The organism is Bradyrhizobium sp. CCBAU 21365 (genome assembly GCF_015291305.1).
GTDB lineage: Bacteria > Pseudomonadota > Alphaproteobacteria > Rhizobiales > Xanthobacteraceae > Bradyrhizobium > Bradyrhizobium elkanii.
Window position 1 is genome coordinate 6,788,122 of record NZ_CP030036.1, and the last position, 24,141, is coordinate 6,812,262.

The following is a 24,141-nucleotide window of genomic DNA, read 5'->3' on the forward strand; positions in this document are numbered from 1 at the left end:
TCAATGTTGCAACGGCATAATAAGTGACGCTGCCCATATTTTTTGAATTGGGAGCGTCACCATGCATTGCCCGAAAGCTGTGTCGGCTCTTACCCTTGGATTGCTCATCTCCACTTCGGCGCTAGCCCAGCAAAACACCGCTGCACCCGGCTCGCCCAGCGCCACGGCAGCGATCGACGGAAGGCAGCTTCCGCCACCCGATCCCAAGTTCGGCGGCGTTATCAAGGACGGCGCCCTGCAATCGAAGCCCTGGTGGCCGCCGCGTGTCGCCCCGCCCAAGGACGCACCGAACGTGCTCCTGATCATCACCGACGACGCCGGTTTCGGCGTGCCGAGCACCTTTGGCGGCGTCATCCCGACGCCGACGATGGACCGCATCGCCAATGAGGGCCTGCGCTACAACCGCGTCTTCTCCACCGCACTTTGCTCGCCGACCCGCGCCGCGCTGATCACCGGACGCAATCACCATTCCGCCGGCTTCGGCGTAATCTCGGAGCAGTCGACCGGCTTCCCCGGTTACAACAGCATCATTGGCAAGGACAAGGCGACGATCGGACGGATCCTGCTCGACAATGGCTACGGCACGTCCTGGTTCGGCAAGGACCACAACACGCCGGTCTACACGGCGAGCCAGGTCGGCCCGTTCGACCAATGGCCGATCGGCATGGGCTTCGAGTATTTCTACGGCTTCGTCGGAGGCGACGCCAACCAGTGGGAGCCAAATCTCTTCCGCAACACGACGCAGATCTATCCGTTCCAGGGCAAGCCCCCGGGCACCTGGAACCTGGTCACCGCGATGGCGGACGACGCCATCGATTGGATGACACGGATGCACCAGACCGATCCGTCGAAGCCGCTCTTCATCAAATATGCGCCGGGCGCGACGCATGCGCCGCATCACCCGACCAAGGATTGGGTGGACAAGATCAGCGCGATGCACCTGTTCGACGACGGCTACGAGAAGGTGCGCGAGCGCATCCTGGAGAACCAGAAGCGGCTCGGCGTGGTTCCGAAGGACACCAAGCTGGCACCATGGCCCAAGGAAATGCTGAAGCCGTGGGACCAGCTTAGCGCCGATGAGAAGAAACTCTTCATCCGCCAGGTCGAGGTCTTTGCCGCCTACGCCGCTTACAGCGACCACGAGATTGGCCGCGTGATCCAGCAATTCCAGGACCTCGGCAGGCTCGACAACACGCTCGTCATCTACATCAACGGCGACAACGGCACCAGCGCGGAAGGCGGACCGCTCGGCACGCCAAACGAAGTTGCGTTCTTCAACGGCCTGAATGAACTCCCGGTCGATGTACAGATGAAGTTCTACGACGTCTGGGGCACCGAACAGACCTACAACCACATGTCGGCCGGCTGGTCATGGGCATTTGATACCCCGTTCGACTGGTTCAAGCAGAACGCTTCCACGCTCGGCGGCATCAACCAGAACATGGTGGTGTCATGGCCGGCACGCATCAAGGACAAGGGAGCCTTGCGCGAGCAGTTCGTGCATGTGATCGACGTCGTGCCGACGATCCTCGAGGCCGCCAGTATCCGACCGCCGGAAATGGTGGACGGCATCAAGCAGGCGCCAATCGAAGGCACGAGCTTTGCCTACACCTTCGACAAGGCGAACGCCAAGATCGCGTCCCGCCACAAGACCCAGTACTTCGAGATGATGGGCCAGTGGGCGCTCTATGACGACGGTTGGATGCTGTCCACCAAGGTCAACCGTGCGCCGTGGGAGGCGTTCGGTCCGGCGAACCCGGATCCGCTCAACAACCAGGTCTTCCAGCTCTACAACCTGAACAAGGACTTCAGCCAGACCGACGACATCGCGGCGCAGAACCCGCAAAAGGTAAAGGAGATGCGGCAGAAGTTCGTTGCGGAAGCCAAGAAGTACCAGGTCTTCCCGCTCGATGCTTCCGTCGCGGCCCGCATCGTGGCACCGCGCCCGAACATCACCGCCGGTCGCAAGGAATTCGTGTACACGCGGCCGATGACGGGATTGCCGCAGGGTGACTCGCCCCTGCTGCTCAACGCCTCCTACACGATCACCGCCGACATCGACGTGCCGCAAGGCGGCGCCGAGGGCATGATCCTGACCTCCGGAGGCCGCTTCGCCGGCTATGGCTTCTACCTGCTGCAGGGCAAGCCTGTGTTCCTATGGAACATGGTCGACCTCGAACGCATCAAATGGGAAGGTCCGGATGCACTGTCGCCAGGCCGACATACGGTCGAGTTTGATTTCAAATACGAAGGCATCGGTGCTGGCACGCTGCAGTACAACAACTTCAGCGGCCTGGCACAGCCCGGCACCGGCACGCTGAAGGTAGACGGCAAGGAAGTCGCCACGAAGCGAATGCAGAAGACCCTGCCGATGATCCTGCAGTGGGATGAGAGCTTCGACGTCGGCTCCGACACGCTCACGGGCGTGAACGATGCAGACTACAAGCCCCCATTCCCGTTGACGGCCAAGCTCAACAAACTCACGATCGAGGTCGACCGGCCGCAACTCACGCCCGCGGACATCAAAAAACTGCAGGCGGCGATGCAGGAAAAGGCCAGCGCCGACTGATCTCACAGCATGCGTGCGGGCCGCGCCACCCGGCGGAGAGCCCGCACCTGCGGTCCATCGCGCGGCGGCGTTTTCGAGAGCAATGCGCCGCGAAGCTCGGGATGCCGGGTGCGATGTTTGGCATCGCCTCGACTAGGCGGCAATCTCCATGAGCATCGCCATCAGCGCCTCCGGCGCGGTGACGTTCGGCGAATGGCTGGCGTCGATCTCGAAATAGCGCCAGCCGGCTTCGTTTTGGGTGCGCCTGGCGAACTGGCCGAACGTGTCGGCCTGCGTGGCGCGGGTGGCGTAGATGTAGCTGCGTGGCAGGCTCGTCTCGCCGTGCTTCAACCTCAATTTCTCCTCGAAGCATTTGATCGGCATGTCGACGCGCCGCGCGGTCAGCCATTCGACGTCGGCGGCGGACGTGTCCGGCGGCACCGGCATCGGCGGAATACGCCAGCCGTCGCCGTCGCTCGCGAACTCACGCATGGTCTCGACGGCCGATTCGTTGAGATCGAACAGCGACTGGCCGTCGCGCGGCACGAAGGCATCGATATAGATCATCTGCGCGATGCGCTCGCGCACCCGGTCGGCGACGCCGGTCGCGACCATGCCGCCATAGGAGTGCCCGATCAGGACGATGTCGTGCAGGTCTTCGTAACTGATGACGCTGAGCACATCCTGGATATGCGCCTCGAGGTCGAGTCCTTGATGCGCAAGGTGCGCGCGCTCGCCGAGCCCGGTGTAGCTCGGCGTGACCAGCCGATGCCCGGCGGCCTGCACCAGGGGATGCATCTTCTTCCATGCCCAGCCTGCCGACCAGGCGCCGTGACAGACCAGAAAGGTTTTTTGCGAGTTCGCAGTCATGGGATGCTTCCGTTCCGAATGTCGTTGATGAGCCGCGATTTTGAAGTGTACCCACAGCTTGCGTCGTGTAAACGTCCCGGCAACGATCATAAGAACGAGATGAGGATGACTCCGGCAAGCTATGCGATCCTGTTCTTCGGCGCGCTTGCCGGCGGTTTCGTCTCCGGCCTTGCCGGCTTCGGCACGGCGCTGATGGCGCTCGGCATCTGGCTCTATGTGCTGCCGCCGACACTCGCGGTGCCGCTGGTGCTGGTCTGCTCGGTCATCGCGCAGCTCTCGACGCTGCCGTCGATCTGGAAGAGCATCGATTTCCGTCTGGTCTGGCCGTTCGTCATCGCAGGCCTCGCGGGCGTGCCGATCGGCATCCTGCTGATCGCGCGGGCCGATCCTGAAGTCTTCAAGCTGACCATCGGCGTCTTTCTGCTGGTGTTCCCGACCGCGTTGTTCCTGCAGCGCAAGCCGATGTCGATCGCCTTCGGCGGCAAATGGGCCGACGGCGCGATCGGATTTGCCGGCGGCATCCTCGGCGGCCTCGCCGGACTGTCCGGCCCGCTGCCGATCCTGTGGGCCAGCGTGCGCGGCTGGGGTAAGCAGCAGCGCCGCGGCGTGTTCCAGATCTTCAACTTCACGATCCTGGCGGCCGCGCTTTGCGTGCAGATCGCCAGCGGCCTCGTGAAGCCCGAGCTGATCTGGCTGGTGGCGTGCGCGTTTCCGGGGACGCTGCTCGGCGCCTGGCTCGGCGCGCGGCTCTATCACGCGCTCAGCGACCGCAATTTCTCCGACGTCGTGCTGCTGCTGCTGTTCCTGTCCGGCGTCGCGCTGGTGTGGAACGGACTGGCGCCGAAATAATGCATTCGCGCGTGGCTGAAGGACAAATGTCCATCAGCCACGCGCTTTCGCTCACTCAGCCGCGGCCTGGCCGAACTCGGTCGCCTGGCGCTCGAACAGGCCGCGATAGATGCCGCCGGGACGCGCGGCCAGCACCTCATGCGTGCCCTGCTCGACGATCTCGCCGCGGTCGAACACCAGGATGCGATCCATGCTGCGCACCGTGGAGAGACGGTGCGCGATCACGATCGAGGTGCGGCCCTTCATCAGCCGTTCCATCGCCTGCTGGATCAGCGCCTCGGATTCCGAATCGAGGCTCGAGGTCGCCTCGTCCAGGATCAGGATCGGCGCATCCGCCAGGAAGGCGCGCGCCAGCGCCACGCGCTGGCGCTCGCCGCCCGACAACTTGACACCGCGCTCGCCCACCAGCGTGCCGTAGCCCTTCGGCAGCCGCATGATGAAGTCGTGCGCATTGGCAAGCCGCGCCGCCTGCTCGATCGCCTCCATGCCGGCGCCCGGCCGGCCATAGGCGATGTTCTCCGCCAGCGTGCGGTGGAACAGGATCGGCTCCTGCTGCACGATCGCGATCTGGCTGCGCAGCGATTGCTGCGTCGCCTTGGCGATGTCCTGACCGTCGATCAGGATCCGGCCAGCGGAGACGTCGTAGAGCCGCTGCACCAGCTTGACGAAGGTCGTCTTGCCGGAGCCGGAGCGCCCGACCAGGCCGACCCGCTCGCCGGCGTCGATGTCGACCGAAAGCCCGTCATAGAGCGGCCGGCGATGGCCGCCGTAGTGGAACGTGACGTCGTCGAACACGATGCGGCCGCCCTGGATGTCGATCGTCCCGGCGTCATCCGCATCGACGATGCCGAGCGGCTCGCCATGGATCTGCACCAGTTCCTCCATGTCGTTGACCGAACGCTGCAGATTGTTGATGTGCATGCCGACATCCCGCAAGTACGCGTGGATGATGTAGTAGCTGGTCAGCACATAGGTGACGTCGCCCGGCGTGGCGCGGCCCTGCGCCCACAGCAGGATCGCACCGCCGATCACCGAGGCGCGGAAGCACAGCAGCACCACGAGCTGCGCCGTCGAGGTGTGGTTGTAGCGGAACCAGGTCCGCCGCACCCGCCGGCGCCAGCGGCTGATGACGCCATCGAGCCTGATGTCCTCGCGCGTCTCCGCGCCGAACGACTTCACCACCGCGTTGCAGGTCAAGGCGTCGGCCAGCGTGCCGCCGACCTTGGTGTCCCACGCATTGGAGACCCGCGCGGCCGGCGCGACGTAGCGCACCTGGAACACCATGGTCATCGCGACATAGATCACCGAGCCGACCGCGATCACCGCGCCGAGCTGCGGCCAATGCACGCCGAGCAGGATCATCGAGCCGACCAGCACCACGACCGACGGCAGCAGCGCCATCAGGATGGTGTCGTTCAGCAAATCGAGCGCCCACATGCCGCGCGTGATCTTGCGCACGGTGGAGCCGGCGAACGAATTGGCGTGCCAGTCGGTCGAGAAGCGCTGCACCCGCATGAAGGCCTGCTGCCCGACATCGGACATCGTCTTCAGCGTGAATGGCACGATGGTCTGGATGCCGACCAGCCGCAGCACCAGCGACAGCGCGCCGAGGCCGACGATGGCGCCGAACGCCAGCATCGCCGCATGGCGCGCGGCCGCATCGGTGGCGCCCGCGGTCAGCGCGTCGACCAGATGGCCGGAAAACACCGGCATGAACAGGTCGGCCGCGGTTGCGCCGAGAAATCCCGCCGTCACCGCGGAGGCACGGAGCGGCTGTTCCAGCCAATGGCGGAAGACAAAGGGAAGCACGATCCGGATCGCGGCCGGCCGCTTGGTCGTCAGAGAGGTCATGGCACATTCCGGCCACGCCTTTGCAGCGCGAGCCGGCTCCATCTGAGGCGACGTGCGGGCGGAATCCGACCGCGAGCGCCGCTGGAAATTGTCGATAGATTGTTGGGAAGTTTTGCTGATCGGGGATCAGGCCCGATCAGCGCCGGGAGCTAACGCGTAAAAGCGTCCAGCACCGTCGAACGCGGGCGCGCGATCTGCGAAATAGGCGACTTCATGCGCATCTCCCCGGTTCGAGTAAGGAAGCGCTGCTTATAAATGCATCACGCGCGATTGGCAAGATAACATCGGCGTGAGTGCGTCAATGTGTCGACGATATCAGCTATTCACGCGACCGGGCGCAGCCCGCGGCCGATGCGATGCACTCAACCCGGCGACATCGGCACACTTTCGTAGCCCGGATGAGCGAAGCGATATCCGGGGCCGCGTCACGTTCGGCGATGAACTGCTGAGATCGGTCCCGCATGTCGCTTCGCTCATGCGGGCTACGAAAACAGATGACACCACCTAATGCGCGTCGCCGCCGCTCGCGGTCATCGACGGTGGCTTGTTGACGAACAAGCACACTTTCGTAGCACGGATGAGCGAAGCGATATCCGGGAGCCCTGGTTGCGATCATCGGATCTGGTCAGCGCGTTCCCCGCATATCGCTTCGCTCATGCGGGCTACGAATAACGATCCCCCAACTCTCCTCACTCAGGACGCTCGCCAAAACTTCCGCCTTCTCCCACATCGCCCGCCCAATCGATTGGCAACACGCCCTCCCTCACATAACGATGAAACGAGGAATGTGGCCAGTCGCACACGCGCCGGACCAAGGCATGCTTGACTGGGTTGAAATGGATGTAATCAACGTGCCGCGCGAAGTCATCTTCATCGCGGATTGTGTGCTCCCAAAACCGCCGCTGCCAGAGCGCCAGATCACCATTCGATCGACGCTTCAGCTCTATCGAGGCAGCGAGCAACCGGCTGCTGAAGTGTCCCTTGATCCGACGCCAACGACCTGCAAAATCGGAATCGCCTTGCGGCAGTGTAAGGATCGCGTGGAGGTGATCGGGGAGCACCACCACTGCGTCGACGGAGAACGGACGTTCGCGACGGGCGGTGCCGAACGCATCCCGCAACGCCGTGATATGATCCACGAGTAAGCCGGATCGCCGATCATCGAGCGTGACCGTGAAGAAGAATGTGCCGCCCGGGATGAAGTTGCGCCTGTATCTGACCACGTCCAGCAAACCTTGACGTCCCGCATATCGCTCCGCTCATGCGGGCTACGAATGACGACGTCAAATTATTGCAGACAATCAGGTGCACGCGTCAATGCATGTTTCTACCCGGCTCGCCAGCTTCGTAGCCCGGATGAGCGAAGCGATATCCGGGGCCGCGTCACGTTCAGCGATGAACTGTTGAGATCGGTCCCGCATGTCGCTTCGCTCATGCGGGCTACGAAAACAGATGACACCACCTAATGCGCGTCGCCGCCGCTCGCGGTCATCGACGGCGGCTTGTTGACGAACAGCACCAGAAGGCTGAGCGCGACATAGAACAGCGACAGCATGAAGAAGGCGTCGCCATAGCCCATCACCGCGGCCTGGCGGTGCACGATCTGCGAGAGCTGCTTCATCGCCATGACGGCGGAATCGCCCATGCCCTGCATGCGCTGGGCGAACATGTTGAGGGTCTCGACCGCGGTGGTGTTGCCCCAGGTCACGCGGTCATGCAGCCGCGAGATGTGCAGGTCGGTGCGGTCGTTGAGCACCTCGTTGATGACGGCGAGCCCGACCGCCCCTCCGAGATTGCGCATCAAATTGAACAGGCCGGAGGCGTTCTTGACCCGATCCTGCGGCAATGTGGCGAGCGCGATGTTGTTGGTCGGCACCATCGCGCACATCATGCCGATGCCGCGCAGGATCTGCGGCAGCAGCAGCTCGTAGAAATCATAGTCGCGGGTGATCCAGGTCATCTGCCAGGAGCCGAGCGCGAAGGTGACGAGGCCGAAGGCGATGATGTAGCGCAAATCGACCTTCTGCATCAGCCGCCCGACCACCGGCGCCATGAAGAACATCGTGACGCCGGAGACGAACATGGTCTCGCCGATCATCAGCGCGCTGTAGCCGCGGATCTCGGCGAGATAGCGCGGATAGACATAAGTCAAGCCATAGAGCCCGATGCCGATGCAGAACTGCAGCACGCAGCCGACCGCGAAGTTGCGGTTGGAGAAGGCGTAGAGATCGACGATCGGCTCCTCCGCGGTCAAGACGCGCCAGAAGAACGCGACCGCCGAGACGAAGCCGACCGCGGCGCAGACCGCGACCGAGGTGTCCTGCAGCCACTCATATTGCGGCCCTTCCTCCAGCACATATTCGAGCGAGCCGAGGAAGCCGCCCATGAAGATCAGGCCCCACCAGTCGAAGCGCTCGAGCAGCGCGAAGTTCGGCTGGTCGAAATCGACCAGCGCCAGCACGCCTGCCGTGATGATGACGCCGGGCACGATGTTGATGAAAAACAGCCAGTGCCACGACATCAGGTCGGTGATGTAGCCGCCGACGGTTGGGCCAACCGTCGGCGCCAGCGTCGCGACGAGGCCGATGATCGGCGCCACGATGTGGAATTTGGTGCGCGGGAAGATCGTGTAGGCCGAGGCGAACACCGTCGGGATCATGCCGGCGCCGAGAAAGCCCTGCAGCGCGCGCCACAGGATCATCTGCTCGATCGAGGAGGCGAAGCCGCAGAGCAGGCTCGAGGCGGTGAAGCCGAACGCCGAGATCGCAAACAACAGCCGCGTGCCGAGCGCGCGCGACAGGAATCCGGACAAGGGAATCGCGATCACTTCGGCGATCAGATAGGCGGTCTGCACCCACGACACTTCGGTCGAAGAGGCCGACAGGCCGGCCTGGATCTCGGACAGCGAGGCCGAGACGATCTGGATGTCCAGGATCGACATGAACATGCCGAACACCATGATGATGAAGGCAACCAGCCGCTTCGGCTGGATGCGCTCGGACTCCGGGGCGCCGGTCATCATCGAGGGCGAAGCAGTGGTCGTATCAGCCATGGGCTATGAGCTCGCTGCTTCCTAACACCTCTCCCCGTTGGGGAGAGGTCGCGCCGAAGGCGCGGGTGAGGGGTCGCAGGTCCCACGAGAGGCCGGAACCCCTCACCCGGATTGCATCTGGCGATGCAATCCGACCTCTCCCACAAGGGGAGAGGTGGACAGTTGATGCGGCAATTCTCCGATCAGACGTCATATGCCGCCTGCTCTCAGGACATCACTGCGGATGGATCATCATCGGCGCGTCGAGATCGGTTTCGGCATCGGCGTCCGCCGCGCCCTCGCGGGTGTCGACGGTGGTGTAGACCGACATGCCGGCGCGCAAGAGGCCCTGCCTGGCGACGCTGGCCGGCACGCGGATGCGGACCGGCAGGCGCTGCACGATCTTGGTGAAGTTGCCGGTGGCGTTGTCGGGTGGCAGCAGCGTGAACACCGAGCCCGCCGCCGGCGAAATGCTGTCGACGAGCCCGGTGAACTTGCGGAAGCCGTAGGCGTCGACCTTGATCGTCACCCGCTGTCCGGTGCGGATGCGCTTGAGCTGGGTTTCTTTATAGTTGGCGTCGATGTAAACGCCGTCGAGCGGCACCACGTTGCCGAGCCGCTGGCCGACATTGATATAGTCGCCGGTGTTGACCAGGCGGTTGGAGAAGGTGCCGTCGACCGGCGCACGGACGTTGGTGAATTCGAGATCGCGCTCGGCCTTGGCGAGCTGGGTCTGCAGTTCGGCGAGCTGGGCACGGGCCTCGGCCTGCTGCGCCTTGGTCACCTCGACATTGTCCTTGGCGGCATCATAGGCCGCCTGCGCGGATCGCACGCTGGCCGCGCCCTGATCGCGGCCGGCCTCCGAGACTTCAAACGTCGCACGCGAGGCAAAACCCTTGGTGCTGAGCGCCTGCTGGCGGTCGAAATCGAGATCGGCGCGCTTCAGGCCGGCCTGCGCCGACACGAGCTGGGCCTGGGCCTGCTCGACCGAACTCACCGCCGCCGCAACCTGGCGGCCGATGCGCTCGATCGTCGCCTGCTGGGTGGCGATCCGGGTGCGCGCGGCGTCGACCGCGATACGGTAGTCGCCGTCATCGATCCGGAAGATCACGTCGCCCGCGCGCACCAACGCGTTGTCGCCGGGCAGGATCGCCGCGATATGGCCCGCGACGCGCGCGCCGAGCATGGAGTTGTTGGCGCGGACATAGGCATCGTCGGTCGAGACGTAGAACCGCCCGACCATCAGGTAATAGGCGGCATAGCCCGCGGCGGCGAGCGCGAGCAGGCCGACCACGCCCATCATCACGAATTTGCGTTTGCCGGATTTCGGCGCCGGCGCCGCAACGGACGAAGCCGCCGGCTGCTCGGGCGCAGAAGCGGGCGGCGCGTCCGCGGGACGCTTGGCTTCATCAGCCCGGCCCTGCTCGCCGAGATCGGCGGATGCATCGCGCGCGATCGCGTCCTCGGCCATCTCGGGCCCGGAACGAACAATGCGTGCAGCCTGATCCCGTGCTGCGGCCATAGCCGAGGCTCCCCAAAAAAATCTTGACGCGCGCGATGGCGGAATAAGGGCCGTGCGGCGCATCGTCACTCCCAAGATACCATTGACCGAACGGTTCGGTCAATCTATATTCCCATCTGCCAGATTATAAGGCTTCGATTCTTCCCTTTCCTACTATGGGTTGAGTTCTTTCCCGAGAAGCTAAATCAATGGTTGCAGCGCCCCAAACCTCCCTCCAGTCCGTCGGCGAGGAGGAATCGTCGAAACGCCGCCAGATCCTGGACGGCGCCCGCAAGGTGTTCCTGGAGCTCGGCTTTGACGGCGCGAGCATGGGCGAGATCGCGCGCGCTGCCGGCGTCTCCAAGGGCACGCTCTATGTCTATTTCCCCGACAAGGCCGGGCTGTTCGCGGCGATCGTCGAGGAGGAAAAACTCGAGCAGGGCCAGGTCGCCTTCAATTTCGATCCGGCGCGCGACGTCGACACCACCCTCCCCGAGTTCGGCCGCGCCTATGTCGCGGTGTTGTGCCGGCCCGGCGGCGGCTCGGCGATCCGCACCGTGATGGCGATCGCCGAGCGGATGCCCGAGCTCGGCAGCCGGTTCTACACCCACGTCATCGCCCACACTGTCGACCGCTTCGCCGCCTATCTCGAGGCGCGCGCCGCGCTCGGCGAGCTCGTGATCGACGACTACCAGCTCGCGGCCTGGCAATTCATGCAGATGTGCCAGGCGACGCTGTTCCAGGCGTTCATCTTCCAGGCCAAGCCGTCGCCCTCGCCGGAGCGGATCGCAACCGTCGTCGACAGCGCGACGCGCGTGTTCTTCGCGGCGTACCGGCCGAAGCAGGCGAGCTGATCGCGCACCGTCATTGCGAGGCGCTCGCGACAAAATTGCAAAGCATTTTTGCGCTGAAGCGACGAAGCAATCTATTCTTCTTTCTTGCGGCCCGATGGATTGCTTCGCCTCGCTCGCCATGACGAGGAGACAGCGGCGCGCTACCATGGCAAATCGAAGGTAATCATCCGCCATGAATGACCTCAGCATCCGACACATGCGGCCGGACGAGATCGCGCTCGCGGTGGACTGGGCCGCGGCGGAGGGATGGAATCCGGGTCTCGCCGATGCGCCCTGCTTTGCCGCCGAGGACCCGCAGGGTTTCTCCATCGGCGAGCTCGATGGCGCGCCTGCCGCGGTGATCTCCTGCGTCAATTACGGCGCGCAATTTTCCTTCCTGGGCTTCTACATCGTGCGCCCGGACCTGCGCGGCCGCGGCCACGGCCTGAAGATCTGGAATGCGGCCATCGCACATGCGCGCCCGCGCGTGATCGGGCTCGATGGCGTGGTGGCGCAGCAGGCGAACTACCAGAAGTCCGGCTTCGCGCTTGCCTACGCCAATGTGCGCTATGGCGGCACCGTCGCCGCACCATCTGCGCCGAAAGCCCGCATCGTCGCGCTGAGCGATGTGCCTATGGCGCTGATCGAAGCCGATGACGCCACGGTGTTTCCGGCCCCGCGCCCCGCCTTCCTGCGCAGCTGGATCAATACGCCGGGACATGTCGGGCGCGCGCTGATGCGCGACGGCAGGCTGGCCGGCTGGGGCGTGATCCGCCCCTGCCGGACCGGCCGCAAGATCGGCCCGCTCATTGCCGATGACCGTGCCGGCGCCGAGGCCATCCTGTCGGCATTGCTCGCGAGCGCAGGCGGCGGCGAGATCTTCCTCGATGTTCCCGCGGTCAACCGCGACGCCGTCGCGCTGGCGCAAGACCTCGGGCTGTTACCGGTGTTCGAGACCGCGCGGATGTATACCGGCGCGATCCCGCCACTCCGGATCGATCGCGTGTTCGGCGTCACGACGTTCGAGCTCGGCTAGGGCATGACGCGACGACGTCGCACGGCAAGGATGCGGCGTTCTGGCGCGTTCGCATAGATTTCGGAATATTGGAAATATGCCCCTGAGTTGCCCGACGTGTCAAGTCGCCTGGTCGAGCGCCAGCCGCCGCCGGCTACTTTGCATGGGGTTGTTTTCGATATTCTGGCGAAACGCCCCCGCGACAACAGGTGGGTGCCCGGGACGAGCCCGGACATGACGCGCCACCTGATCACATTCCCGAACTAGTTCGCCGCCGCGTTGACCTCCGGCGCGGCGACGTTGTCCTGCTCGATCTCCTCGGGCAGGCCAGCGAAGCGCCGCAGTGCCTTCGCCATCTTCACGCGGCCGCTGACGCCGGTGATGATGACGTCGACCATCACGAACGACGAGTGGAAGTGACCCTGCGCCTTGAGCTGCTCGACCCTGACGCCGGCCTTGGCGAGCGCGTCGCCATAGGCGATGCCCTCGTCGCGCAGCGGGTCGAACTCGCTGGTCGCGATGAACGCCGGCGGCAGGCCTTCGAGCTTGCCGCGCAGCGGCGCGACGCGCGGGTCGGTGCGGTCGGCCGGCGAGCAGTACAGGTCCCAGAACCAGTACATCAGGCCGCGGGTCAGGAAGTAGCCGGTCGCGTTGTCGACATAGGACGGCCGGTCGAATGTGGAATCGGTGACCGGACAGATCAGGAGCTGGCCCGCGATCTCGGGCCCGCCGCGATCGCGCGCGAGCTGGCAGGTGACGGCCGCGATGTTGCCGCCGGCGCTCCAGCCGGCGACCAGCAGCGGCCCTGCCCTGCCGCCGAGCTCGGCGGTGTGGGCCGCGATCCAGCGCGCCGCTGCATAGCCGTCCTCGGCCGCGGCCGGGAAGCGATGCTCGGGCGCGTGGCGATAGCCGACGCTGACGATGATCATGCCGGTGCGACGGCACAGGTCGCGGCAGAACGGATCGTCCGACATCTCGTCGCCGAGCACCCAGCCGCCGCCGTGGAAATACACCGCGATCGGATGCGGCCCCGGCGTCGCCGGCCGGTAGAGCTTGTACGGCAGCGGACCGTCCGCGCCCTGCAGCATGCCGCTGCCGACCTCGCCGACCGGGCGGCCGGCAGGACGCCCCTTGTTGAACTCGGTGAGGAAGTCGCGCGTGCCCTGCGCCCCCATCGTCTCGAGCGGCGGCAGATTCAACTCGCCAAGCAGGTTCAGCACCAGCCGCACATCCGGCTGCAAGCGCACGACCTCGCCGTCATTGCATTGCTCGGCAACGCCGGGACCCGAGAGCTTGAAGCCGAGCATGCCGCGGCCGACCACCTCGTTGCAGATGCTGCGATACGGACCGACGCCGCCCGTATAAGGCATCACGCCTTGCGGCTTGCCGGGTACGTTGGCGCCCGTGTACCAGGTATTGGCGAGCCGGTGCAGCGTCAGCGTCGCGCAGTCGGCCATGTGCCGTTCCCAGCCGGCTTGCGCCGTCTCTGTCGCTTCCATCGTGGTGAAGCCGGCGTCGCGAAGCGCGGCGATCCGTTCCACCACCCAATCGACATGCTGCTCGATCGAGACAGCCATGTTCGACAGCACCGACGGGCTGCCGGGACCGGTGATCATGAACAGATTGGGGAAGCCCGCGACGGTGACGCCGAGATAGGTCTGCGGTCCGTGCGCCCAGACATCCGACAGCGACTTGCCGCCGCGGCCGGAGATCGGATGCACCGCCATGATGGCGCCGGTCATCGCGTCGAAGCCGGTGGCGAACACGATGACGTCGACATCGAAGCTGCGCTTGTCGGTCGAGATGCCGCTGGCGGTGATCGCCTTGATCGGCTCCTGCCGCAAATTCACCAACGTCACGTTCGGACGGTTGTAGGTCGCGTAGTAATTGGTATCGAGGCACGGACGCTTGGCGCCGAACGGATGATCATGCGGGGCAAGCGCCGCCGCCGTCTCCGGATCCTTGACCACGGCGCCGATCTTCTCGCGGATCAGATCGGCGACCAGTCTGTTGCCGTCGACATCGACGGCCTGGTCGGCCCAGAGCTGGGTCAGGATGTGGACAAGGTCGCCCGCCGCCCACGCCTTCTCGAACCGCTCGCGGCGTTCGGCGTCGCTCAGTTGCCAGCTCACCACGGTCTGCTGCGGATAGGGCACGCCGGCCATCGACCAGCGCGCCTGCTCGCGATAGGCGGCGCGGTCGCTCTCGAAATAGGTCTTGCGATCCTCCGGCGCCGGGCCGTTGCCCGCAGGCAGCGCGAAGTTCGGCGTGCGCTGGAACACGGTGAGTTGCGCGGCCTGCTCGGCGATCAAGGGAATCGACTGAATGCCCGACGATCCGGTGCCGATCACCGCAACGCGCTTGCCCTTGAGATCGACGCCCTGATGCGGCCAGCGGCCGGTGAAATAGATCTCGCCCTTGAAGTCCTTGACGCCGTCGATCTCCGGCGGCTTCGGCGACGACAGGCAGCCGGTCGCCATGATGTAGTAGCGGCACGAGACGTTGGCGCCGTTGTTGGTCGCGATCTGCCAGCGTCCGGTCGCATCGTTCCAGGTCGCCTGCGTGACTTTGGTGCCGAACCTGATGTCGCGACGCAGATCGTAGCGGTCGGCGACGAAGCCGAGATAGCGCAGGATTTCCGGCTGGGTGGCGTATTTCTCCGACCAGGTCCAGGCCTGATCGAGCTCGGGATCGAAGGTGTAGCTGTAGTCGATGGTCTGGATGTCGCAGCGGGCGCCGGGATAGCGATTCCAGTACCAGGTGCCGCCGACGTCGGCGCCCTCTTCGAGCGCAACCGCCGAGAAGCCCGCCTTGCGCAACCGATGCAGCAGGTAAAGTCCGGCGAAGCCGGCGCCGACCACCGCAACGTCGACCTGCTGCGTGGTTCCGCTCTGCGTGGAGTCTGAAGCGCGTGCTGCAACTGCTGCGTCTGGCATGCCATTCCTCCCGTATGTTTTGATTTGACGGAAGGCTAGCCCTGCGCTTTCAGTTTGTCATCACGACAAACGCAATCAGAGGTCGCCGCAATTGTGACGCCCGCGGCCTGGAGCGCGCCGCGCAGCGCGTAGACGCAAGTGGTGACGTACGTTGTGGCGACGCAACGGGTACGAACGGCGCCGCACACTTTGATGTCGTCCCGGCGAACATTTGGTGCCGCTTGTGAGTCACAAACTCACTTGCCTTGAAGATGACGGGTTTACCAGTTGCCTCAAATCGACCGCATCAATCCGCCATCGACGCGGATGTTCTGGCCGGTGATATAGCCCGCTCCGTCGGAGACGAGGAAGCTGATGGTTGCGGCGATCTCTTCCGCCTTGCCATAGCGCTTCATCGGCACGCTGTCGCGCCGCTCGTCGGTTGCCGGCAGGCTGTCGATCCAGCCCGGCAGCACGTTGTTCATGCGCACATTGCTGGCGGCGTAGCTGTCGGTGAACAGTTTTGTGAACGCGGCGAGCCCGGCGCGGAACACCGCCGAGGTCGGAAACATCGCGCTCGGCTCGAACGCCCAGGCGGTGGAGATGTTGACGATCGCGCCCGACTTCTGCGCCTGCATGTGAGGCGCGACGAGACGCGTCGGGCGGATCACGTTCATCAGATAGACGTCGAGACCGGTGTGCCACTGCTCGTCAGTCAGTTCGAGCACACCCGCGCGCGGGCCGTGGCCGGCGCTGTTGACCAACGCATCGATGCGGCCCCAGCGCGCCACCACGCCGTCGACGGCGCGCTTCAGATCATCGTTGGAACGGTTCGAACCGGTGAAGCCGAGGCCGCCGAGCTCCTTCGCCAGCGCCTCGCCCTTGCCCGACGACGACAGGATCGCAACGCGGAAACCATCGGCCGCGAGGCGCCGCGCCGCCGCCGCTCCCATGCCGCTGCCGCCCGCGGTAACGAGCGCGACCTTCTCTGCTGCCATGATCCGATATCCCTTCTTATTGCTTCGTTCGGGGCGACCCTAGCACCGCCAATCGCAGTGCGCGACATCGCGCCTGCTTTGCGCCACCGGACGAAATGCGGCAAGGTGACCGACATCATTCTCCGATAAGCAGCATTCACATGGCATCGTTCGTTCGAAACCTCCTCATCGCCGCCGCGCTGTTGTTCGCCGGCCCGACGCTCGCGCAGACCCGGTCCATCATCGTGGCCTCGACGACATCGACCGAGCAGTCCGGCTTGTTCGGCTATCTGCTGCCGCGCTTCTCGGAGGCCTCGGGCATTGCCGTGAAGGTGGTCGCGGTCGGCACCGGACAGGCGCTCGACATCGGACGGCGCGGCGATGCTGATGTCGTGTTCGTGCATGATCGTGTGGCCGAAGAGAAGTTCCTGGCCGAGGGCTTTGCGACCAGGCGATATGACGTGATGTACAACGACTTCGTCATCGTCGGCCCGAAGGCGGCCGATCCGGCGCATATCGCCGGCGGCAAGGATGTCGCGGACGCCCTGCGCAAGATCGCCGCGACCAAATCGGCCTTCATCTCGCGCGGCGACCACTCCGGCACGCACGAGGCCGAGCTGCGGCTCTGGAATGCGGCCGGCGTCGATCTCGGCTCGGCGAAAGGCCAGTGGTATCGCGAGATCGGCCAGGGCATGGGTCCGGCGCTCAACATGGCATCCGCGTCGAATGCCTATGTGCTGTCCGACCGCGGCACCTGGCTGTCGTTCAAGAACCGCGGCGAGCTCGCCGTGCTGACCGAAGGCGACCGGCGGCTGTTCAACCAGTACGGCGTGATGCTGGTCAATCCGGCGAAGCATCCGACGGTGAAGGCCGCGGACGGCCAGGCCTTCATCGACTGGCTGGTCTCGCAGGCCGGGCAGTCGGCCATCGCCGGCTACAAGGTCGGCGGCGAGCAGCTATTTTTCCCCAACGCCGCGCACTAGCAGAAACGCGATCGTGCTGACGCTGACGCTCAGCGCAAGCAGGATGACGCCGAGCCCGAGGCCGAGCGCCAGCTCGCCCTTGCTGGTCTCGAGCGCGATCGCGGTCGTCATCGTTCGCGTATAGCCGCTGATATTGCCGCCCACGATGATGATGGCGCCGACCTCCGCGATGGCGCGGCCGAACGCGGCGAGGAACGCGGTGAGCAGCGAGGCGCGGCCGAGCGAGAACACCAGCGCAAGGCTGCGCAGGCGGGACAGGCCGTCGGTGCGGATCAGGTCGGCATATTCCGCCCACAGCAGCGCGACCGGACGATGCACCAGCGCAACCACGATCGGCGTCGCCAGGATGACCTGCGCCACCACCATCGCCGTCGGCGTGAACAACAGCCCGGCGAAGCCCAACGGTCCGGATCGCGACAGCAGGAGATAAAGCCCGAGGCCGACCACGACCGGCGGCAGGCCGAGACAGGCATTGGCGAGCACGATCACCACCTGCCGTCCGCGAAATCTCGATATCGCAAGCCAGCCGCCGATCGGCGCGCCGATCAGCAGCGCGAGCAGGCTCGCCAGTAGGCTGACACGCAACGACAATGCGACGATCCCGAGCAGGACCGGATCGCGACCGGCTATCAGGGAAGCTGCCGCCGTGATCGACTGTGCGAAGTCATTCATGCCGGCCTGGAAGACACGTTAGCCCCGTCCAACCTCCGCATCGCCGATTTCGCGCGGGCGATCAATCGCTGAGGCCTAGGCGGCATTCTCGAGCAGCTTCGCCACGGCCGCAACCAGTTCATCGGGCGAGAACGGCTTGTTCAGCAGCACGCTGTCCGGCACGCCCCTGGTCGGCCACTCGTCGCCGCCGCCGCCGGTGATGTAGAGCACCGGGAATGACGGATCGATCTCGCGCGCGCCGCGCGCCACACGCCAGCCGTCGAGCCGGCCGAGCAGGCGAATGTCGGTGACCAGTGCACTGTATTTGGTGCGGAACGCCTTCAGCAGCGTCAGGGCTTCCTCGCCCGAACCTGCGATCGCCGGCTCATAGCCGCCGTCTCTCAGGGCGTCCTCCACCATCATCTGAAGATCACGATCGTCTTCGATGACGAGAATGATCGGCGCGTCTTGCAAAGCTATCCCCCAAACAATCAGCCGGGTGCGCCCGACTCAGCGAGCATATGCAACAAAAGTGGCTACCGTTTGCACGGTGTCACCCAGTAAAAATACGGGTATCAGACGCGCCCCTATTCGTCGGCGAATTCGTCTTCTTCGTTGACCCCCGCCTTACCCCGCGGGGCCGGCTTTCTGCCGCCGAGCGATCCTGTGACATAAGGTTCGCGCGTTGCATAGGGGTTACGGCCGCCGGCACGCGCCGCGACCTCCTCGCCCGAGACGGCGGCGGGCTGGCAGATCAGGCGCCGGCTGGCCCGGCGCATCAGATCCACATGGATGTGGTCGTAGTGATAGACGTTGGACCCCGGCGCCAGCACCGTGGTGAATTGCTGGCAGGCGGCGGCCTGGACATCGCGCAGAAAGCCCTGCTCTTCCGGCAGGCCCTTCCAGCCATCCTTCACGGTGATGCGGCGACCGTCAGCCAGCGTGAAGGCTGCGATGTCGAGCGCATTGCCGAAGGCGTGCTCGGAAATATGCGCGTGCGAATTGCCGTTCATGCCGCGGCAGGAATAGGCCGAGATCTGCTTGATCTCGACGACACGCGCGCCGAACCAGCGCTGCGCCGCAGGCTGCACGGAATCGGCGAGCCAGCGCTCGAGCACCGAGACGATCGGGCACGCCAGCGTTGCCGCCGGCTTCACTGCGACCGGGCCGACCGTCACCACCGGATTGCCGCTCGAGGGACCGAGCCGCGGCGGCGGTGGCGCGCCGGGCGGCTGCTGGGAATACGGTGCCGGTGAAGAGGGCGCAGCCGCGCTGTCGCGCTGCGGATTGGAGGGCAGGCCCGGATAATAAGGTCGCTCGCCCCTGGCGTCGGGCGAGCCATCCGGCGGCAAATCGATCTCGTCCTGCTGCGGCGGAACGCCGGGCGCCGACAGCGAGACCGGCCCATTCTGACGGCTGCCATAGCTCGGCTCATTGCCATAGCTCGGCTGGCCGACGGCCTGATTGGAATACGGCACCTGCGCGGGCGGCGGAGACGGCTGGCGGTTGATCGGCCAGCGCGGCTGGTTGCCGACTGATGCCGGCGGACGCAGGCTGTCGTCGGCAAATCCGTAAGCTGAACTGGCTTCACCGAGCGCGGCGACCTTGAGCGGGAACTCGGCGCCGCAGACGCCGGGACCGGAGATCGGATCAATGCGGACGAGATCGGCGCTCTCCTTGACCGCGCCCGACTTCAGGCATGCGGCCTCGGCCTCGGCCCGCCACGGTTCGCGCTCGGCGGTCTGAAACAGACCGCGACCGCAACCAGCAAGCGACACAAGGACAAGGGAGCCGACGAGATACAAACGAACTCCACGCGTCATGGCGCGGAGGTTCTGCGAATTTGATTAAAGACTCTTCAACGCATTTCGATGCGTTGTTTTCAGCTGTCCTTAACCATGCAGCGGAACCCGGCAGGCCAACACGCGCCCTGCCGAGAATGATCGTCATCACCACGTGTAGCGAACGACACCCTTGCCGCCATAGGACGACGTGACGTCGGAGAACTCGCCTTCGAAGGTGAGCGCCGCCGACCAGCCGCTGGTCCAGTTCATCGCCGCGCTCGCGGTGGTGAGCACCGCATCGCTCGCCGGCGCCGCACCGTTGACCACGAAGGACGCGCCCGGCAGCGTCTGGAATGTCGCGGCAACGCTGCGATCGGTGTTGTAGTCGTGCGCCCAGGCAAGTCGGCCGCGCAAGCTGAGAATGCCATCCTGCAACGCGATCGAGCGGTCGCTGCGGACGCCGAATTCGCTGCGCGTGGCGGTAACGGTCTTGGCGCCATAGGCCACCGCGAACGCGCTCGATCCCGACAGCACCTGCTCGGCACAGGACGGCAGATCGTAGGTCGTGAACTGTCCGGCGGCATAGGGCGTCAGCGCCAGCGACCACGGCGTGATGAAGCGATAGCCGCCTTCGATCCGGCCAGAGAGCGCATTGGCGTTGAACTGCGCGCGCAGCCGGTCGATGCCGGCGATCGTCACGGTGCGATCGGTGGTGACGTCCTGCCAGCCATAGGCCAGCGCGCCCAGCAGATAGGCCGGGCCAAATCCATGACGGATGAAGGCGCCGGTCTGGAACAGGTCGGAGCGTCCGCCGCCGAGTGCATTGGCCACGGTGAAATTGGTACCGCCGCCGGCGAGCGCAAGGCCCGCGATCGTGTCGGGCGAGATCCGGTAGTCGGCGCCGACGGCGACACCGAAAATGCGGCTCGTCGTCGAATTCGATCCGACGGCGGTGCCGCCATCGGTGCTCTGCCCGCCGCCGAAGCCCGCCGCCCAGACGCTCCAGCGCTGCTCGAACGTCTGCGGTGGCGGCAGCGCCTTGCGATAGATCGCGGCATAGGCGTCGCGCGCGGCCATCGCACGCGACATGCCGGTCGATGCGTAGCTCATGGTGTCACCGGCGAATTGCGACGCGCCGCCATTTGCAGACATGCCGCCGCGCCCTTCGGTGAAGGGATCCGTCATGACGCCGAGGAACATGTTCATGGCATCGAAGGTGGTCTGCTGCGAGCCGGTGCCGAGTTCGCCCGACGCCTGCGTCAGCCCGGCCGGAGTCAGCGCGCCGAATGCGGCGGGAACGCTGCCGGTGCTGTTGAACGAGTTGGTGATCGCATTGCCGACCGCGGCCTGGTTGCCGCTGAGCTTTCCGGTTGCGGCAAAATTCAGCGCCAGGTTGAGATAGACGTTGTTGGCGTCATAGCTCAGGCTGGAGATGAGGTTCGACGGCAAATTGCTGTTGACCGGCCCGGCAAAGCTGCCGCTAACACCGCCGGCCGCATTGAGGATGGTGTACTGCTTCTGGAACGTGGTGCCGGTGAAGGACGCGTTGACCGTGGCGCCGCCGAGCGTTGCCGCGCCTGTCACGTTGGTGCGATCGGACGCCGCGGCCGACACTTCGACCAGATAGGTGGATGCGGCGGTGAAGGTCAGGCTGCCCTGCACCGTGAGCGTACCGATCGAATTGCCCGGTGACAGCGTGCCGCCATCGACCAGGACATTGCCGACGCTGCCGTTGCCACCGAGCGTGCCGCCGGCATTGACGGTCACGGCATTGCCAAGCGAGCCATTGACCAGCAGCGTCGCGCCGGAGCCGATGGTGGCGCCGGCCTGGTAGCTCTGCGCGTCGGTCACAGTCCAGACGCCGCCCTGCACGTTGAGCAGCTCGAAATTGATCACGTTCGAGAGCGTGCCCGTGCCCGGACCGAACAGATTGAGCGTGTCGGCGCCGACCCCACCATCGATCCGGCCGGCGACAGTCGAGCCGCCATAGAGATTGAGCGTGTCGTCGCCGCCTTCCATGCTGATCGCGCGGCCGGTATTGCCGATGATGGTGCCGTAGTTGGACAGCACGTCGGCGCCCTCGCCGGTCTGGATCGCCGCGCCGTCGCCGCGGATGAAGCGGGTCGAGCCGGTGCCGGTATAGGTCACGCCGTTCAGCGTACCGACCGAGCCGGTGTCGGGCGTGCCGTTCTGCAGCAGCGTAACGCCGTTGGGATCGGGAATTGTGCCGTTGCCGATGATGGTGCCGTAGTTGACGATCCTGTCGTTGTCGACGGCGGCATTGCCGGTCTTGTTCTCGGAGCGGATCGCATAGCTGTTGTTGCCGACGATGGTAGCGCCGGCATAGTTGATCAGGTCGAGCGCCGCCGATCCGCTGCGCGAATGGTCCGGATTTGAATCGTTGTTGACGACGATGCCCGCCGCGGCGCCGCTGATGGTGCCGTAGTTGCGGATGGTGCCGCCGCCGATCGCAAGGCCTTCGCTGTTGTTGAAGCGGCCGCCGTCGTCGGCGCCGGTCGCGCCGGTGCCCTGCACGATGCCGTAATTGGTCAGCGTCAGGACATTGTCGATATCGATGCCGTCGCCATCGCTGCGCGTCGACACGCCGTCGATCGCCCCGGTGATGGTGCCGTAATTGGTGACGATGGCGTTGCCGCCGCCGACGCCCGCACCGTTGCGGCCGATGATGGTTGCACCGGCAAAATTGTTGACCGTGATGGTGCCGGCATCGCCCGCGGTGCCGTTCTTCGCACCCGAGATCAGGCCGCCGGCATAGTTGTTGACGGTACCGTTGTGGCCGCCCTGAAGATCGATCGCATCGGCGCTGGGCCGGCCGGTTGCCGGATCGATCGTGCCATTGGCGATGATCTGGCCGTAATTGTCGATCGTGAAGTTCTCGCCGGGACGGATCGCATCCGCATTGGCCGCGGTGATCAAGCCGGTCGCGCGGTTGGTGATGTGAACGCTCGCGGCGGTCGAGGTGAGATTGTCGAAGTCGATCGCCTGGCCGGTCGCCGATTTGATGGTGCCGGCATTGTCGACCGAGAACCTGGCCGCCGTCGTGCTGTTGCTGCCCGACGCGCCGTTGATCTGGATGGCGTCGTCCGCCGACTGGATCGTCGCGCCCGCATTGTTGACGACCGACAGCGAGATCACGTTGTTGAGATTGGTGGTGGCGCGGATCGCGCGAGACCCGGCCGTATTGGTCGCGTCGATCAGGCCGGAATTGGTAATCGTGGTGGCCCCGCCGCCGATCCGCATCACGTCGCTGCCGGATGACCTGATGGTGCCGCCGCTCTGGTTGGTGATCGAGAACACGGTGGTGTTCGACGTCGCGTTGACGAAGTCGAAGACGCGGCCGTTGCCCGTCGACTGGACGGTGCCGGCATTGTCGACGGTGACCGACCCGCTGCTCAGGCCGCCATTGATCCGGAATGCATCGTTGGACGCGGCGAAGACCGCGCCGGCATTGTTGATCAGCGTGAGATTGCCGCTGATGGCGCTGCTCGAGGTGTCGATGCCGCGCGACGTCGCCGAGATGGTGCCATTGTTGGTGATGACGACGCCGGGCGACGACAGGCCGGTGATCCAGGTGATCGCGGTGCCCGTCACCGACAGGCTGCTGCCGGCGGCGACCGAGCCGGTGTCATTGTTGGAGACGGTCTGCGCCGTCGTGCTGTTCGGAGGAGTGCTGAAGCTTGCGGCCAGTGCCGGAGAGGAGAACCCCAACGAAGTCGCAGAAATAGCCAGCGCAAGCCGGCTTGCGCGGCTCAGAAACTCAGATTTCACGTAACGCTCCCAAATACGTTACCGGGGGTGAGCCCCGGTCATTCCGGCGGCAATCTGGGTATGGTTTGTGACAGGCGCACAACAAATGACGATGCTGCCTTGCGGCGCAACGACACAGGCTCACGATGCGTACGGCAGAAGCGAGAGCAACCGACGGACATCCGAACGGTACCGTTATCCGGCGCCTGGAACCGGCACCGCCGCCGAATATATTTGCGGCGCGTCAACGCCTTGATTCGGCGGCTATTTGAGCCGCGCATCGCAATGCGGCATTGCCGCGAATAGCGGGCCTGACAACAAGACTGACTTTTTCGGCCTGGAACCCCTTGCTAACTTTGACGTTAATCGGGCAGCGTTGTGAACCGAGGGAGTTTCCCCAATGGATTTCGCGAGTCCTCTGCTGAGCAAGCTGAGCATTGTGGCCGCGTACATCGCGTTAGCCTTCGTCGGCGCCATTATTCTCGGCGTGTTCTAGAACATTCGACCAGGCATGAGTTCAGCGCCCGGCGGCCGCCCCGCCGGGCGCTTTGCTTTTTTGCGTTCA

16 protein-coding genes are annotated in these 24,141 nt (G+C 65.0%); 5 read left to right on the forward strand and 11 right to left on the reverse strand.

Annotated elements, in window-relative coordinates; translation table 11 throughout:
* Positions 1–61: 61 nt before the first annotated feature.
* Positions 62–2,569 (forward strand): arylsulfatase, encoded by a 2,508-nt coding sequence (locus XI02_RS32035; RefSeq protein WP_210339749.1) that lies wholly within the window; start codon positions 62–64, stop codon positions 2,567–2,569.
* Positions 2,570–2,701: 132 nt separating this feature from the next.
* Here the strand turns inward: XI02_RS32035 and XI02_RS32040 are convergent, their stop codons facing one another.
* Complete coding sequence (locus XI02_RS32040) at positions 2,702–3,418, reverse strand: alpha/beta fold hydrolase (RefSeq protein ID WP_069278008.1); 717 nt, start codon at positions 3,416–3,418, stop codon at positions 2,702–2,704.
* Between the two features lie 105 nt (positions 3,419–3,523).
* Between XI02_RS32040 and XI02_RS32045 the strand changes: the two genes are divergently transcribed.
* Entirely contained in the window at positions 3,524–4,267 is a 744-nt protein-coding gene (locus XI02_RS32045) for a sulfite exporter TauE/SafE family protein (protein ID WP_018273026.1), read from the forward strand.
* A gap of 51 nt (positions 4,268–4,318) precedes the next feature.
* Here the strand turns inward: XI02_RS32045 and XI02_RS32050 are convergent, their stop codons facing one another.
* The 4 genes from XI02_RS32050 to XI02_RS32065 all read right to left on the reverse strand — a co-directional run bounded on the left by XI02_RS32050 (position 4,319) and on the right by XI02_RS32065 (position 10,671).
* Complete coding sequence (locus XI02_RS32050; protein ID WP_026193142.1) at positions 4,319–6,118, reverse strand: ABC transporter ATP-binding protein; 1,800 nt, start codon at positions 6,116–6,118, stop codon at positions 4,319–4,321.
* A 689-nt stretch (positions 6,119–6,807) separates the two neighbouring features.
* Positions 6,808–7,341 carry a transposase gene (locus XI02_RS32055; protein ID WP_172649115.1) on the reverse strand — a complete coding sequence of 178 codons (534 nt, stop codon included), beginning with the start codon at positions 7,339–7,341 and terminating at the stop codon, positions 6,808–6,810.
* Positions 7,342–7,580: 239 nt separating this feature from the next.
* Complete coding sequence (locus XI02_RS32060) at positions 7,581–9,170, reverse strand: DHA2 family efflux MFS transporter permease subunit (RefSeq protein ID WP_172647421.1); 1,590 nt, start codon at positions 9,168–9,170, stop codon at positions 7,581–7,583.
* A 214-nt stretch (positions 9,171–9,384) separates the two neighbouring features.
* Positions 9,385–10,671, reverse strand: coding sequence for an HlyD family secretion protein (locus XI02_RS32065; RefSeq protein WP_172647420.1), 1,287 nt, complete (start codon positions 10,669–10,671; stop codon positions 9,385–9,387).
* Positions 10,672–10,859: 188 nt separating this feature from the next.
* Between XI02_RS32065 and XI02_RS32070 the strand changes: the two genes are divergently transcribed.
* The gene (locus XI02_RS32070) at positions 10,860–11,504 is read left to right on the forward strand and encodes a TetR/AcrR family transcriptional regulator (protein WP_016845819.1); all 645 of its coding nucleotides are present in this window, start codon (positions 10,860–10,862) and stop codon (positions 11,502–11,504) included.
* A gap of 172 nt (positions 11,505–11,676) precedes the next feature.
* Positions 11,677–12,519, forward strand: coding sequence for a GNAT family N-acetyltransferase (locus tag XI02_RS32075; protein ID WP_172647419.1), 843 nt, complete (start codon positions 11,677–11,679; stop codon positions 12,517–12,519).
* Positions 12,520–12,761: 242 nt separating this feature from the next.
* Here XI02_RS32075 and XI02_RS32080 read toward each other — a convergent pair whose 3' ends face one another.
* Together XI02_RS32080 and XI02_RS32085 are read right to left on the reverse strand one after the other, a co-directional pair.
* Entirely contained in the window at positions 12,762–15,434 is a 2,673-nt protein-coding gene (locus tag XI02_RS32080) for an alpha/beta hydrolase fold domain-containing protein (RefSeq protein ID WP_172647418.1), read from the reverse strand.
* Positions 15,435–15,706: 272 nt separating this feature from the next.
* Positions 15,707–16,411, reverse strand: a complete 705-nt coding sequence (locus XI02_RS32085) for an SDR family oxidoreductase (RefSeq protein ID WP_016845816.1) — start codon at positions 16,409–16,411, stop codon at positions 15,707–15,709.
* Positions 16,412–16,551: 140 nt separating this feature from the next.
* On the opposite strand from XI02_RS32085, the gene XI02_RS32090 reads away from it, so the two are divergent.
* Positions 16,552–17,373 (forward strand): extracellular solute-binding protein, encoded by an 822-nt coding sequence (locus XI02_RS32090; RefSeq protein WP_172647417.1) that lies wholly within the window; start codon positions 16,552–16,554, stop codon positions 17,371–17,373.
* On the opposite strand, the gene XI02_RS32095 is transcribed toward XI02_RS32090, so the two are convergent.
* From XI02_RS32095 to XI02_RS32110, 4 genes are all read right to left on the reverse strand, one after another.
* On the reverse strand, positions 17,347–18,045 hold the full coding sequence (locus XI02_RS32095; protein ID WP_016845814.1) for an ABC transporter permease: 699 nt from the start codon (positions 18,043–18,045) through the stop codon (positions 17,347–17,349). The two genes, XI02_RS32090 and XI02_RS32095, sit on opposite strands and share 27 nt — an antisense overlap.
* Positions 18,046–18,120: 75 nt before the next feature.
* Positions 18,121–18,498 carry a response regulator gene (locus XI02_RS32100; RefSeq protein ID WP_016845813.1) on the reverse strand — a complete coding sequence of 126 codons (378 nt, stop codon included), beginning with the start codon at positions 18,496–18,498 and terminating at the stop codon, positions 18,121–18,123.
* Between the two features lie 113 nt (positions 18,499–18,611).
* A complete protein-coding gene (locus XI02_RS32105) occupies positions 18,612–19,847 on the reverse strand; it encodes an extensin family protein (protein ID WP_172647416.1) in 1,236 nt (411 codons plus the stop codon).
* A gap of 126 nt (positions 19,848–19,973) precedes the next feature.
* Positions 19,974–23,597 (reverse strand): autotransporter domain-containing protein, encoded by a 3,624-nt coding sequence (locus XI02_RS32110; protein WP_244981065.1) that lies wholly within the window; start codon positions 23,595–23,597, stop codon positions 19,974–19,976.
* Positions 23,598–24,141 lie beyond the last annotated feature (544 nt).